Annotated in this window: 13 protein-coding genes; 3 read left to right on the plus strand and 10 right to left on the minus strand. The window is 71.2% G+C overall.

Going from position 1 to position 14279, the window contains the following annotated elements; genetic code table 11:
* Positions 1-7: 7 nt before the first annotated feature.
* Genes HP507_RS08955 through HP507_RS08975 form a run of 5 tightly spaced genes read right to left on the minus strand, consistent with a single transcriptional unit; the run spans position 8 to position 5300 of the window.
* Complete coding sequence (locus HP507_RS08955; protein WP_175351440.1) at positions 8-940, minus strand: NAD-dependent epimerase/dehydratase family protein; 933 nt, start codon at positions 938-940, stop codon at positions 8-10.
* Positions 937-1788 (minus strand): dTDP-4-dehydrorhamnose reductase, encoded by an 852-nt coding sequence (gene rfbD, locus HP507_RS08960; RefSeq protein ID WP_175351441.1) that lies wholly within the window; start codon positions 1786-1788, stop codon positions 937-939. Before rfbD ends, HP507_RS08955 begins: the two co-directional genes overlap by 4 nt.
* A 14-nt stretch (positions 1789-1802) precedes the next feature.
* Positions 1803-2789, minus strand: a complete 987-nt coding sequence (rfbB, locus tag HP507_RS08965) for a dTDP-glucose 4,6-dehydratase (RefSeq protein WP_175351442.1) — start codon at positions 2787-2789, stop codon at positions 1803-1805.
* Positions 2786-4369, minus strand: coding sequence for a DUF2142 domain-containing protein (locus tag HP507_RS08970; RefSeq protein WP_175351443.1), 1584 nt, complete (start codon positions 4367-4369; stop codon positions 2786-2788). Before HP507_RS08970 ends, rfbB begins: the two co-directional genes overlap by 4 nt.
* Positions 4359-5300: a glycosyltransferase family 2 protein gene (locus HP507_RS08975; protein ID WP_175351444.1), complete on the minus strand. Its 942-nt coding sequence runs from the start codon at positions 5298-5300 to the stop codon at positions 4359-4361. Before HP507_RS08975 ends, HP507_RS08970 begins: the two co-directional genes overlap by 11 nt.
* A 106-nt stretch (positions 5301-5406) precedes the next feature.
* On the opposite strand from HP507_RS08975, the gene HP507_RS08980 reads away from it, so the two are divergent.
* From HP507_RS08980 to HP507_RS08990, 3 genes are all read left to right on the plus strand, one after another.
* Positions 5407-6015, plus strand: coding sequence for a dTDP-4-dehydrorhamnose 3,5-epimerase family protein (locus tag HP507_RS08980; RefSeq protein WP_175351445.1), 609 nt, complete (start codon positions 5407-5409; stop codon positions 6013-6015).
* 12 nt (positions 6016-6027) lie between these two features.
* Positions 6028-6891: a glucose-1-phosphate thymidylyltransferase RfbA gene (gene rfbA / locus HP507_RS08985; RefSeq protein ID WP_175351446.1), complete on the plus strand. Its 864-nt coding sequence runs from the start codon at positions 6028-6030 to the stop codon at positions 6889-6891.
* Positions 6892-7028: 137 nt separating this feature from the next.
* Complete coding sequence (locus HP507_RS08990) at positions 7029-8843, plus strand: glycosyltransferase family protein (RefSeq protein ID WP_175351447.1); 1815 nt, start codon at positions 7029-7031, stop codon at positions 8841-8843.
* A gap of 129 nt (positions 8844-8972) precedes the next feature.
* Here the strand turns inward: HP507_RS08990 and HP507_RS08995 are convergent, their stop codons facing one another.
* The 5 genes from HP507_RS08995 to HP507_RS09015 all read right to left on the minus strand — a co-directional run bounded on the left by HP507_RS08995 (position 8973) and on the right by HP507_RS09015 (position 14216).
* Positions 8973-9827, minus strand: a complete 855-nt coding sequence (locus HP507_RS08995) for a glycosyltransferase family 2 protein (RefSeq protein ID WP_175351448.1) — start codon at positions 9825-9827, stop codon at positions 8973-8975.
* Positions 9824-10975, minus strand: a complete 1152-nt coding sequence (locus HP507_RS09000; protein ID WP_217508634.1) for a glycosyltransferase family 4 protein — start codon at positions 10973-10975, stop codon at positions 9824-9826. Before HP507_RS09000 ends, HP507_RS08995 begins: the two co-directional genes overlap by 4 nt.
* A 74-nt stretch (positions 10976-11049) precedes the next feature.
* Positions 11050-12162, minus strand: coding sequence for a glycosyltransferase family 2 protein (locus tag HP507_RS09005; protein ID WP_175351450.1), 1113 nt, complete (start codon positions 12160-12162; stop codon positions 11050-11052).
* Positions 12081-13310, minus strand: coding sequence for an ABC transporter ATP-binding protein (locus tag HP507_RS09010; RefSeq protein ID WP_175351451.1), 1230 nt, complete (start codon positions 13308-13310; stop codon positions 12081-12083). Before HP507_RS09010 ends, HP507_RS09005 begins: the two co-directional genes overlap by 82 nt.
* A gap of 3 nt (positions 13311-13313) precedes the next feature.
* Positions 13314-14216 (minus strand): ABC transporter permease, encoded by a 903-nt coding sequence (locus tag HP507_RS09015; protein WP_175351452.1) that lies wholly within the window; start codon positions 14214-14216, stop codon positions 13314-13316.
* Between the last annotated feature and the right edge of the window lie 63 nt (positions 14217-14279).

Consider the following 14279-nt stretch of genomic DNA (forward strand, 5'->3'; position numbering starts at 1 on the left):
CGAACCGTCAGGCGCGGGCGGTGCGGAGCGCCTCCACGGTGTTCCGCACACCCTGCCCGAAGTCGGTGTGGTCGCGGGCGTCGACGCCGGGGAGCACGTGTGAGGCGAACCGGAGGTCGAGCCCCTGGAAGGTCGCCGACGGGTCGACGCCGTCGCGGACGTCGAGGCGTTCCCCGAACGCGTGCTCGACCGCGGTGACGACCTCGGAGATCGTCGCGCTCCGACCGGAGGCGAAGATCTTCGTGACGACGGTGCCCGGAACGGCCTGGTCGACGACGTCGAGGGCGTCGAGCACCATCGCCGACGCATCGTCGATGTACAGGTAGTCGCGGGTGGTCTCGGTCGGCACGTAGATCGAGGACGGACGACCCTCGAGGTGCGCCAGCGCCAGCTGCGACACCAGCCCCTGCGCCTTGCCGAGGTTCGCTCCCGGGCCGTAGAGATTGGAGAACCGCCCGACGAGCAGCCGGGCGCCGGTCGCCGTGGACCAGGCGCGGAACCGCTCCTCGGCCTGGAGCTTCGCCCGGCCGTAGGGCGCGAGGGGCGCCGGCTCGGTGTCCTCGGAGAACGGTGCGCCGGAGCAGCCCGCGTAGACCGCACCCGCGGAGGAGGCGAAGAACAGCGTGCCGGGAGCGGCCGCGTCCTCCGCGGTGGCCTCGAGCACGCGCGCGATCAGCCGCTGCTCGGCATCGAACACCTCGGAGCCCGTCGCCACGACGCCGGTCCCGGCGCACCAGACGATCCGCCACGGGGCGTCCGGCGTCCGGACCTCGCGGATCGCCGAGACCAGGCCGTCGACCGCCGCGTCCTCGTCGTCCCACGGCACCCGGGCCACGTGCACGTCGGAGCGCTGTCCGGCCGCACGGCGCACCGCGCCGCCCAGGAAGCCGCCGGCGCCGACGACGAGCGTGGCCGGGCCGGACGTACCGGTCGCGGTCACGCTGCGAAGATCCCGGCGGCCGTCGCCGCGTGCAGTGCCTCGCGCCAGTCGCGCATCGGCGCGAGGCCGGCCCGGGACCACCCGTCGTGGCCGAGCACGCTGTACGCCGGGCGCGGAGCCGGGCGCACGAACGATGCGCTGTCGGTCGGCAGGACCCGCTCCGGGTCGAGGCCGTTCTCCGTGAAGATCGCCTTCGTGAAGTCGTACCAGGAGCCCTGGCCCGAGTTCGTCCCGTGGTAGATCCCGGCGGGGGCGTCCGCGTCGACGAGCTCGACGATCCGCGCGGCGAGGTCGCTCGTCCACGTCGGCTGCCCGACCTGGTCCGTGACGACCTTCACCGTGTCGTGGGAAGCGGCCAGCCGGAGCATCGTCGCGGCGAAGTTCGGCCCGTACGCGCCGTAGATCCAGGCGGTCCGCACGATGTAGGACGAGTCCGGGGCGATGCGTCGGACCGCTTCCTCACCGGCCGCCTTCGTCCGTCCGTAGGCGTTGAGCGGGTCGGTGGGGGCGTCCTCGGCGTAGGGCGCCGTGCCGTTGCCGTCGAAGACGTAGTCCGTCGAGATCGTGACGAGCTTCGCGCCGTGCCGCACGGCGGCCTCGGCGAGGAGCCGCGGGCCGGTCGCGTTCACGGCGGCCGCCTCGGACTCGTGCGTCTCGGCGTCGTCGACCTTCGTGTACGCGGCGGAGTTGATCACCACGTCGTGTCCGGCGACGGCGGCGTCCACCGCGTCCGGGTCGGTGATGTCGAGATCGGCGCGGCCGAGAGCGGTGACGTCACGGCCCTGCAGGGCGAGCTGCAGGTCGCGACCGAGCATGCCGGCGGCGCCGGTGATGAGGGTGCGGGTCATCGTCGCGTCCGGGCTCAGGAGAGCGCCGCGCGCTCCTTGAGCGGCTCCCACCAGGCGCGGTTGTCCCGGTACCACTGCACGACGTCGGCGAGGCCCTGTTCGAAGGGCACGAGGGGCTCGTAGCCGAGCTCGGCCTGGATCTTCGAGATGTCCACCGAGTAGCGGAGGTCGTGTCCGAGGCGGTCGGCGACCCGGTCGACGTACGACCAGTCCTTGCCGGTCGCGTCGAGGAGCAGCTGGGTGAGCTCCTTGTTGGTCAGTTCGGTGCCGCCGCCGATGTTGTAGATCTCGCCCGCGCGGCCCTTGGTGAGGACGAGCGCGATGCCGCGCGTGTGGTCGTCGACGTGCAGCCAGTCCCGGACGTTGTTGCCCTCGCCGTACAGCGGGACGTGCTTGTCGTCGATGAGGTTCGTGACGAACAGGGGGATGACCTTCTCGGGGAAGTGGTACGGCCCGTAGTTGTTCGAGCAGCGCGTGATCGAGAGGTTCAGCCCGTGCGTGCGGTGGTAGCTGCGTGCGAGCAGGTCGCTGCCGGCCTTCGACGCGGAGTACGGCGAGTTCGGCTCGAGCGGGCGGTCCTCGGCCCAGGAGCCCTCGCTGATGGAGCCGTAGACCTCGTCCGTGGAGACGTGCACGAAGCGCTCGGTGCCGTGCCGGAGCGCCGCGTCGAGCAGGCGCTGGGTGCCGACGACGTTCGTCTCGACGAAGATGCCGGAGTCGCGGACCGAGCGGTCGACGTGGGACTCGGCGGCGAAGTGCACGATCGCGTCGATGCCGGGGATGACCTCGTCGAGCTTGGCGGCGTCGGTGATGTCGCCCTGCACGAAGGTGTAGCGGGGGGAGTCCGCGACCGGCGCGAGGTTCTCGAGGTTGCCCGAGTAGGTCAGCGCGTCGTAGACGACGACGTCCGCGCCCTCGAGGCCGGGGTAGGCGTCCTGCAGGGTGCGACGGACGAAGTTCGAGCCGATGAAGCCGGCTCCGCCGGTGACGAGGATCTTCACGTGGTCTGGTTCCTTTGCGTTGCCGTTGGCGTTGGATCGGTTGTCGATGCTACCGGGAGTGCGCGGCGGACGGTGTTCCGGGAGACCTCGAGGGCGGCCCACAGCGTGGCGACGACGAGGAGCGCGGCGATCGCGGCGAAGCCGAACCGACCGGCCGGTGTGAGGTTCGCCAGGAGTGCGAGCCCGTGCGTCGTCACCTGCAGGTGGGTGTGCTCGTAGAAGCCCCGGTAGGCGACCGTCAGGCCGTACAGACCGATGATCGGGAAGGCCCAGCGGACGATCCGGCCGAAGCGGTCGCGCTCGACGGCGCTCGTGAGCAGGTTGCGCCACGCCACGGCGCTGATGACGATCAGCGGGACGAGGCCGATGAACAGGTACCGACCCTGCGCGCCCGCGATGATCTGCGTCGAGTCGTAGGAGGCGAAGTTGTTCTGCAGCTGGATCACGAGGGTGATCGCCGGCGTGATGAGCATCACCAGCGCCGCCGTGCGGTTCGCGGAGCGACGGAAGGCCCAGCCCACGATGACCGCCAGCGCGATGACCGTCAGCGAGTCGGTGAGGATCTGGGTCATCGGGTAGCGGAGCGCACCGAACTGGCCCCAGAACGACGACGTCAGGCGGTCCCACTCGACGTTCATGAAGTCGCCGAAGTTCGCGCTCGTCTCGCGGCCCCACGGCCGCTCCTGCCGGAGGGCGCTGACGCCGTCGGGCTGCAGCGAGCCGAACACGAGGAGGTTGCGGATCCACCACCACGACCCGAGGGCGGCGACGATCGCACCGGCGACCGCCGTGCGGCCGATGCGTGCACCCCACGACAGGTGCCCGTGGCCGGCCACCAGCAGCGCGACCGCCACGAACGGCACGGTCGGCAGACCGGTGCCCTTCACCGAGCAGACGGCTGCCACGGCCACGCCGAGCCAGACGGCGATCCGCCACCGGTGGTCGCCGGTGAGCGCCCGTGCTGCGAGCCACGCGATGACACCGCCGAGGAGGATGACCGGCGCATCGTTCGTGACCGACGAGCCGATCTGCGCGAGCTGCGGGACGGCGAAGAGCGCGAGGACGCCGACGATCGCCGTCCGCGGCGACCGGGTCACGCGGCGGACGGTCGCCCACGTCAGGAACGGGAGCGGCACGAGCATCACGACGTCGAGCATCCTGAGGGCCATCACGCCCAGGTCCCAGCGCAGGTGGAAGAACCCGATGCCCTTGAGCACGACCGCCCCGACGCCGTAGTACGTGGGCGGGTGCTGCGTCATCTGGTTCACGAAGTCGTGGTTGCCGGGGTTCTGCGCGATGAGGTCCGCGACGGTCTCCCGGTGCGCCGCGGCGACCGTCCCGACCTGCTGCTGCTCGGCGTAGGTGATCGCCAGCAGGTCCATGTCGCCCGGAGCCGGCCAGCCCTTGCCGAGCGCGAGCTGTTCGGCGGCGTCGTAGTGTGCGGCCTCGTCCGGCGCCGAGAACATCGGCGTCAAGAAGGCCCAGAGCGTCAGCAGCAGTGCGAACGCGGCGGTCAGCGCGATGACGGCGCGTCGTTCCCCCCGGGTCACCGGCGGTGCGCCGATGACCTCAGTCGCCATAGCGCTGGAGCTTCTGCAGGTCGAGCTGCTCCTCGGCGAGCGTGCGGTTCAGGCGGGTGAGGTCAGCGACGACGCCGATCACGATCGCGAGGACCGCTGTGATGAGGAGCACCACGCCGAGGATGATCGACTGCAGGTGGTTGCCGCCGGTGCCCATCGCGAGGAGCACCAGGTAGCGGACGAGCGGCCATGCGCCGAGCACGCCCAGGATGGCTGCCACCCAGAGGAACAGCGCCATCGGGCGGTACATGAGGTACACCCGGGCGATGGCCGAGCCGGACTGGAACATGTGCTGCCAGATGTTGCTGAACAGTCGCGACTCGCGGGTCTTCGGGTTCGTCGTGATCGGGATGCTCGCGATGGCCAGGCGCTTGTACCCGGCCTGCACGATCGTCTCCATGCAGTAGCTGAAGCGCGTGACGATGTTGAGGCGAATGAGCGAGTACTTGGAGTACGCGCGGAATCCGCTCGCGGCGTCCGGCAGGTCGAGGCCCGCGGCGCGCGATGCGACCCAGGAGCCGAAGCGCTGCATGAGCTTCTTGAAGCCGGAGAAGTGCTCGATCGTCCGGGTCTGGCGGTCGCCGATGACGATCTCCGCCTCTTTCCGGAGGATCGGCTGCACGAGCTCGGTGATGTGCGCCTGCGGGTACTGGTTGTCGCCGTCGGTGTTCACGACGATGTCCGCCCCGTGCAGCAGCGCGTAGTCGACGCCGTCCCGGAAGGAGCGGGCCAGGCCCATGTTGGTGGTGTGGTGCACGAAGTGCCGGACACCGTGCTCCTTGGCGACCTCGACGGTGCGGTCGGTCGAGCCGTCGTCGATGACCAGGATCTCGATCTCGTCGATGCCGTCGATCTGCGTCGGGATCGAGTCGATGACGCTGGCGAGGGTGTTCTCCTCGTTGAGGCAGGGGATCTGGACGAATAGCTTCACGGGCTCGCTTGGTCTCGTTTCGGGAGGTCGCAGCGCGCAGGGCGCAAGGCACAGAACCAGGACAGCCTATGCGAAAGACGCACGGCCGGCTTGCTAGGCTTCCCCGGTGCAGATCCGCGAACTGAAGATCCCCGGCGCGTGGGAGTTCACGCCCGTCCAGCACGGCGACGCACGAGGAGCATTCCTCGAGGCGTACCGGGCCGACGTCCTCGAGGAGACCGTCGGCCACGCGCTGGACCTCCGTCAGGTGAACATGTCGATCTCGTCGGCCGGCGTCGCGCGGGGCATCCACTACGCCCTGGTGGCCCCCAGCCAGGCGAAGTACGTGACCGCGGTGCGCGGCGCGTTCATCGACTACATCGTCGACATCCGCGTCGGGTCCCCGACTTTCGGTCAGTGGGACTCGGTCCGCATCGACGACGTCGACCGCAAGGCCGTCTACCTCTCCGAGGGGCTCGGGCACGCGATCGTCGCGCTCGAGGACCAGTCGACCGTGAACTACCTGGTCAGCGCGCACTACAACCCGGAACGCGAGAAGGGGATCACGATCCTCGACCCGACCGTCGGCCTGACCCTGCCCGAGGGCATCGGCGAGCCGGTGCTCTCCGAGAAGGACACCGCGGCTCCCACCCTCGATGAAGCCGCCGCCGCCGGACTCCTGCCGACGTACGAGGAGTGCGTCGCGTACACCGAGTCCCTCCGTACCAAGAACTGACAAGGAGACCCGATGAAGGGCATCATCCTCGCCGGCGGTTCCGGCACGCGCCTCTGGCCCATCACCAAGGGCATCAGCAAGCAGCTCATGCCGATCTACGACAAGCCGATGGTCTACTACCCGCTGTCGACGCTGATGATGGCGGGCATCCGCGAGGTCCTCGTCATCACGACCCCGGAGTACAACGACCAGTTCCGTGCGCTCCTCGGCGATGGCTCCTCGCTCGGCATGGACATCCAGTACGCCGTGCAGCCCAGCCCGGACGGCCTCGCCCAGGCGTTCGTCATCGGTGAGGAGTTCATCGGCGACGACAGCGTCGCGCTCGTGCTCGGCGACAACATCTTCCACGGCACCGGCCTCGGCACGAACCTCCGCAAGAACACCGAGGTCGAGGGCGCGACGATCTTCGCGTACCACGTGGCCGACCCGAAGGCGTACGGCGTCGTGGAGTTCGACGACACCTTCACCGCGGTCTCCATCGAGGAGAAGCCGGCCGAGCCGAAGTCCAACTACGCCGTCCCCGGCCTGTACTTCTACGACAACAAGGTCATCGAGATCGCGAAGACGATCGAGCCGAGCGCCCGCGGGGAGCTCGAGATCTCGACCGTCAACGAGCGCTACCTCGACGCCGGGGAGCTCGGGGTCCAGGTCCTCGACCGCGGGACCGCCTGGCTCGACACCGGCACGTTCGAGTCGATGATGCAGGCGTCGGAGTACGTCAAGGTCATCGAGGACCGCCAGGGCTTCAAGATCGGCTGCATCGAGGAGGTCGCCTGGCGCAACGGCTGGATCGACGACGCGCAGCTCGCCGAGCTCGCCGAGCCGCTCGTCAAGGGCGGCTACGGCGTCTACCTGCAGCGGCTCCTCTCCGCCTGATCGCCGACGTGGCGCTCTTTCGTCCCCCCTGGCTCGACCGGTGGGGGCCCAGCCGCCGTCGCGACGCGACGTCCTCCCTACCGGATTCGGTCCAGGAGGCGCGGCCCGCGTCCGCGACGGCGGCGTCCGTCGTCCGGGTGGCCGGCTGGGACGGCGACCTCCCGGTCCGTGCGGACGGCGTCACCGTGCTGCTCGTGAGCCGGTCGGACCGGCACGACCGCCTGCCGCCGATGGTCGCGGCCGCCCGGCTCGCCTTCGGTCCGGAGGTCGACGTCCGTGCCGTCGGCTACCGGGCGGACGCCTCACCGCTCGGGTCGCTGCCTCGCGGCGTGCCGTGGGTCCGGCGCGACCCGGTCGACGGCATCGGCTCGGCGATCAACGCCGGGCTCGCAGCCGGCGTCCGGAAGGTCGTCGTCGTCGTCGACTCGACGGTGGGTGTGACCGACCAGGACCTCCAGGTGCTCGCGGAGGCCGGCGCCCACGGTGTCGCCCAGGCCCGGATCGTCATGTCCGACGGCTCCCACCGCCGAGGCGCTCGGCTCCTGCGGCCGGGGGCCCTCCCGTGGACGGACGACCGCTCGGACGACGGCGCGGGCGACGGCGCGGGCGACGATCCGCGGCCGGACACCACGGACGTCTCCGCTGCGATCGACGACGCGCGCCGACGGTTCGACCCGGTGGCACCTCCCACCGTGTTCGCCGGCGACCAGCCCGCGCTCGCGATGCCGGGGCGTGCACTGGTGCCCGCCCCGTGCCTGCCCGACGAACGCACGACCCTGACCGCCTGGACCCGCGCCGTGGCCGACCGCACCGGCGGCGACGTGGCCGTCGTCTGGGCGTTGGAACGCGGCGTCGAGGCAGGGCGGACCGTCGACCAGGAGACCGTCGACGCGTTCACGGCCTGGCGGGACCGGGCACCGGAGGGCGACCCGGTGCTCGTCGCCGGACCGCCGCTGCCGCCCTGGGGAGCCCGCGCCGTCGCGCCGGCGTTCCCGCCCCGGTCCCGATCCCGATCCGGGTCGACCGGTGCGCAGCTGACCTGGTCGATCAAGATCGCCGCGCCCGCCGGGGTCGACGGCGACGGGTGGGGCGACGTGCACTTCGCCGCCGAGCTCGCGCGGGCACTCGAGCGTCTCGGACAGCGGGTGCGCGTCGACCGCCGGGACGCCCACGTCCGCGAGGACGACGGCACCGACGACGTGACGCTCGTGGTCCGCGGCCTCGACCGGGTGCCGCCGAACCCGGCCTCGGTGAACCTCCTCTGGGTCATCAGCCATCCCGACGACGTCGCCGACACCGAACTCCGTTCGTTCGACGCCGCCTTCGCCGCCGGTCCGGCCTGGGCCGCCGCGGCCACCGAGCGCTCGGGCGTCCCGGTCCGCACGCTCCTCCAGGCGACCGACCCTGCGGTGTTCCGCCCCGGTCTGCGGGACACGACGAGTCCCGATGCCGGGCACGTCGTGTTCGTCGGGTCGACCCGGGGAGCCGCGCGCCCGGTGGTGTCCGACGCGGCTTCGCTCGGCGCCGACCTGCGCGTGCACGGCCCGGGTTGGGCGGACCTCGTGCCGCCGGCCTCCCTGGGGGAGCCGTCGTTGTCCCGCGAGGAGGTCGCGCGCTCCTACGCCTCCGCCCGGGTCGTCCTGAACGACCACTGGCCGGACATGGCAGCGGGCGGCTTCGTCTCGAACCGGGTGTTCGACGTGCTGGCGTCCGGCGGTGTCGTGGTGACCGATCCGGTCGCCGGGCTCGCCGAGGTGCTCGACGTGCCGACGCTCGCGGTGGCGCGGTCGCGGGACGACCTCGCCGCGCTCCTCGACCCGGCGCACCCGTGGCCGTCCCCGGTCGAGCGTGCCGCGGTCGCCGCGCACATCGCCGCCGAGCACTCCTTCGACGCCCGCGCGGCGGTGCTGCTCGACGCCGCCCGCACCGAGCGCGCCCGCCTCCGCCCCTGACGCAGGCGCAAAACACCGGTGTTCGTGCGTCGGACACCCGCATTCCGCGGTGTGATCGACGAACACCGGTGTTTAGCGGGACGGGACGGGACGGGACAGCACGGGACGGGACGGGCGGGACGGCGGGCGCTACTTGCGCGTCACCCAGCGGGCGCGGACCGCGAGGCCGATGCGCAAGACGAGCCTGAGCGGCCACAGCCACCACGCCCGGTACTTCCGTGAGAGGAACCGGTAGGCGCTCCGGTGGTGCTCGATCTCCATGCGTCGCCGGTTCGACGACGTCGAGTGCGCTCCGGTGTGCGTCACGACCGCGGTCGGCACGTACACGTTCGCCCGGCCGGCCAACCCGACGCGCTGCCCGAGGTCGACGTCCTCGAAGTACATGAAGTACGACTCGTCGAAGCCGCCGAGCTGCCGGAACAGGTCCGTGCGGATGAGGAAGCACGCGCCGGACAACCAACCGGCCTCGCGCTCGACGACCTGCGTCGTCGACCAGTACCGCTGGCTCCACGGGTTCGCGGGCCAGAAGCGCGAGAAGGCGGCGTGGCCGAGGCCGGTGCGGAGCGAGGGCAGCCGGCGGGCGGAGGGGTAGGTCTCGCCCTGCTCGTCGAGGATCCGCGGGCCGAACGACCCGCCGTCCGGCAGTCGGTCGGCCGCGGCGACGAGCTCGTCGATGGACCCCGGCTCGAGGACGACGTCGGGGTTCGTGACGAGCAGGAACTCCGGACGGACGTCGGGCAGCACGTCGTCGAGCGCGCCGAGTGCCGCGTCGATGCCACCGCCGTAGCCGCGGTTCCCGCCGGAGGACACCACGACGGCGCCGTAGGACTCGCCGATCGCCCGGAGCGCGTCGAGGTCGGCGGAGCCGTTGTCCGCGATGACGACCGCGACCGGCGACGTCGACGCGGCAGCGATGCTCGCGAGGAAGGGACGGATCGTCTCACCCGTGTTGTACGTGACCGTCAGCACGGCGACGCGGGTCATCGTCCGCCCCCTGCCACGGCCTCGTAGGCGTCGACGTGCACGGCAGCGGTGGCGTCCCAGGTGAAGTCGTCGGCGCGACGGAGCGCGGCTGACCGGTGCGACGCGACGAGTGCCGGGTCGTCGAGGAGCCGCGCGATCGAGGCGGCCAGGTCGACGGAGGACGGTTCGGTGTAGACCGCGGCGTCGCCCCCGACCTCGGGCAGCGACAACCGCCGGGTGGTGAGGACGCACGCGCCGGTCGCCATGGCCTCGACCACCGGCAGGCCGAAGCCCTCGCCGAGCGACGGGTAGACGACGAACGCCGCACCGCCGAGGAACCCGGCGAGGTCCTCGACCGGGAGGTACCCGGCCTCGACGACGCGGTCGGCATCCTGCAGCGCGTCGAGCCGCTCGATGGCGGAGTCGTCCCAGCCGCGGGCACCGGAGAGCACGAGCCACGGCGTCGGGGAGCCGGTGGCGTCCCGCGCGTCCCGGACCGCGGCGTACGCGTCGAGCAGGGCGGTGACGTTCTTGCGCGGCTCGATGGTGCCGAGGAACGCGATCCACGAGGCGTGGTCGGGCAGACCGGCGGCGATGCGGGCGTCCTCGACCTCGGCGACGGTGGGCTCGTGGAAGCGCGCCCGATCGACCCCGAGCGGCGCGACCCGCACATCCGCGCGGATGCCGGAGACGACGCGGGCGGCCTCGGTCGCGGTGGCGGCGCTCGGGACGATGACGACCGGCCGGCTGCGGAGCGAGCGACGGCTCCACCAGGTGAAGAACGTGCGCTTCAGTCGCGAGTGCCACTCCGGGTTGGAGAAGAACGTCGCGTCGTGCAGGGTCACGACCGAGCCCCGGCGCCAGGCGAACGGGAACGTGTAGTGCGGCGAGTGCAGCACGGTCGCACCGAGTCGACGACCGAGTGCCGGCAACCCCGTCTGCTCCCAGAGGAACCGCAGGGGCACCGAATCGGTCCACGTCGGGGCGCTGTGCACGGTGACGTGGGGTGCGACCGAAGCGAAGTGGTCCGCGTGGACCGGTCGCACGACGAGGTGGACGTCGAGGTCCGGGTCCGTCAGGTGCGACGCGACCCCCTCGACGTAGCGTCCGACGCCGCCGAGGTTGCGCGGTACCGCGGTCCCGTCGATGAGGACGGTGATCTGCGGCACGCGTGGGTCCTTCCGGATGGGAGCGCCGCGGCCGGGACCGTCGACGGGGGAGTGTCCAGGATAGTCCGCTCCGCTCATGCGCTCGGGTCCACGGCGCTCCGTGGGACGGACGCCACCCGCGTCTCGCGGAGCCGGCGCGCGAGGTGCGCGGGGAGGTGCCCCGTGACGTCGGCCAGCGCTGCCAGGACGAGCCGCGCCTCCCGTCTGGTGGCACCGGAGGCCAGCCCGCGGACGCCGCGTGCGAGGGTCCGTACGCCGGCGCGCCCGACGGTCGCCCAGGGGGCGTGCCAGAGCGCGACGACGAGGCGGTTCCGGGCGTTGCGGAACACGAAGAGGTCGCTCTGCACGCCGGAGGAGGCGGAGTGGTCGTGTTCGACGACCGCGTCGGCGACGTACTCGACGCGCCAGCCGCGTCGGCGCAGGCGCCAGGCGAGCTCGGTGTCCTCGTAGTACATGAAGAGCGACTCGTCGAGGAGTCCGACGTCGTCGAGGGCGGCGCGACGGAGTGCCGAGGCGCCGCCGGAGAAGCCGAAGACGGCGGTGTCGGCGACCCGGTCGGCGGGCGCGAACCAGTCGCGGTCCATGCCGTTGCCGTCGCGGTCGACCCGGACGCCCGTCGAGTTGAGGCGGACCTCCCCGTCCGGCGACGGCACCCACAGGTGGCCGTCGTGGTCACGCAGCACGCGTCCGTCGGGCGCCGCGGCGGCGGACGGGAGGCGCGACCAGCGTCCGGCGAGCACGATGCGGCCCGTCACGGCCGCGACGTCGGCCGGGGCGGCGTCCAGCCGGTCGCGGAGGGCCGCGACGAACCCCGGAGCGGGTTCCGCGTCGTTGTTGAGCAGCACCACCACGTCGGCGTCCGCGTGCCGGATGCCCGTGTTGGCACCGGCCGCGAAGCCGCCGTTCGTGGCACGGGCGAGGACCGTCGCGTCCGGCAGGTCCCGCCGGAGCACGGCGACGGAGTCGTCCGAGGAGCCGTTGTCGACCACGATGACCTGGTCGGCCGCGCCGTCGTCGAGGACGGCGCGTGCCGCACGCGCGGTCAGGTCGGCACGGTTCCAGTTGACGACGACGACCGCGGTCCGGGACGCGCCGTCGGTGGGCGTCAGTCGAGCTCCTCGATGGAGGGCTTGGCGTAGACGGTGCCGACCGCGTCGCCGAACGACGGGACCTCGAACGAGTCGCACTCGGGCAGGTCGTGCAGGTGGCGTCCTGCCGAGTCCATCATCGAGACGTTGATGAAGTACTTGCCGGTGCCGAAGTTCGTGTCCGTGATGCGGAGCCGGAGCTTGCGCTTCCCGTGCAGCGGCTTGAGGGCGATGCCCATGATCCCCGTCGTCGTGCCGTAGACGACCTGCCCGGCGGTGTTGTTGATCTGCACCGCGGCCTCCCAGTCGGCGACGCCGTCGAGGTGCTCGAACTCCATGTCCACGATCAGGTCGTCGCCCGGCACGACGGGGTCGCGGTGCTGCTTGCCGTCGGGGTGCACGGTGGCGCCGAGGACCGTGCCACGGCCGACCGCCACGTCCGCGCTGAGTTCGCCGGAGCGGCGCTCCTCGAGCACGTCGCGGAACTTGCTGACCGCCTGGACCGCGTCGCCGTCGTGCAGGACCTTGCCCTTGTTGAGGAGCACGACGCGGTCGCACATCTCCTGCACCTGGCTCAGGGAGTGCGTGACGATGATGATCGTCTTGCCCTGCTCCTGGAACGAGCGGATGCGGTCGAGGCACTTGCGCTGGAACGCCTCGTCGCCGACCGCCAAGACCTCGTCGACGAGCAGGACGTCGGGGTCGGTGTGCACGGCGACCGCGAAGGCGAGCCGCACGTACATGCCCGACGAGTAGAACTTCACCTGGGTGTCGATGAAGTCGCCGATGCCGGAGAACGCGAGGATGTCGTCGAAGCGCTCCTCGGTCTCCTTGCGGCTGAGACCGAGCAGGCTCGCGTTGAGGAAGACGTTCTCGCGGCCGGACAGGTCCGGGTGGAAGCCGGCGCCGAGCTCGAGCAGGGCGGCCAGACGCCCGCGACGGGCCACCGTGCCGGAGGTCGGCTGGATGATCCCTCCGATCGCCTTGAGCAGCGTGGACTTGCCGGAGCCGTTCTGTCCGATGAGCCCGACGGTGGTGCCCGCCTGGATGGTGACGGAGACGTCGTCGAGCGCCCAGAAGTCCTGCCGGTGCTTGCGGCCCGCGCGGCCGAGGGTGACGATCCGCTCGCGGATGGTGTTGTCCTTGCGGACGACGAACCGCTTCCGGACGTGGTCGATGACGATGACGTCGGGGCGCTCGCTCGTGGCGCCTGCGGTCGACGGGGCGACGGGGGTGCTGATGGCCATGGTCTAGAGCTCCTGCGCGAAGTTGCCCTGCAGGCGGGAGAAGATCCGCTGCGCCCCGAGGAGGCAGAAGAGCCCGATCACGAAGGCGATGCCGAGTCGCAGCATGAGGTGGTCCGGGTAGACCACCTTCGTCGGGTCGTGGATCCAGATCGCGTTCTGCATCCCGAGCACGGCGAGCGTCAAGGGGTTGTTCGTGTAGACGGCCAGGAGCCACTCGACCTTGAGTCGCGCGATCACCATCGAGTACGAGTACACGATCGGTGAGGCCCAGAGCAGGACCATCAGCCCGACGTCGATGACGAACTGCACGTCGCGCAGGTAGACGTTCAGCGCGGCGAGTACGAGGCCGATCGCAGCGCCGTACACGAGGATGACGAGGAGCGACGGGATCAGGTACACGAGCCCGGCGTGGAGCGGGAACACCCCGATCACGACCGTGGCGGCGAGCAGGATGACGAACTGGATCGCGAAGTTCACCAGCGCGGCGCCGACGCTGGCGAGTGGGAAGACCTCGCGCGGGACGTAGACCTTCTTGATCAGACCCGAGTTGCCGACGATCGAGCTGGTCGAGCCGGCCACGATCTCGCTGAACAGCGTGTACGCGGCCAGCCCGGTGAAGACGTAGATCGCGAAGTTGTCGATGCCCTTGGCCGCGCCGAGCACCTTGCCCATCACGAAGTAGTAGATGAGCAGCTGGGTCAGCGGACGCACCAGCGTCCAGACGAACCCGAGCGCCGAGTCCTTGTACCGCGCCTTGAGGTCGCGTCGGATGAGCATCCCGAGCATCTCGCGCTGCCGGAAGACGTCACGGAGCTCGCGCCAGGTTCCTCGGATCGCGCTCGTCGGAGCGCCGACCACGACGAGGGGCTCCTTCGCGAGCGCCGCCATGCGGGCTTGATCGACCATTCGTCTCTTCGTTCGTGGGGGCAGGACCGGAACAGCATACTCACCGCACCGAGGAGGAGCGGG

Source organism: Curtobacterium pusillum (genome assembly GCF_013359865.1).
Lineage (GTDB): Bacteria > Actinomycetota > Actinomycetes > Actinomycetales > Microbacteriaceae > Curtobacterium > Curtobacterium pusillum.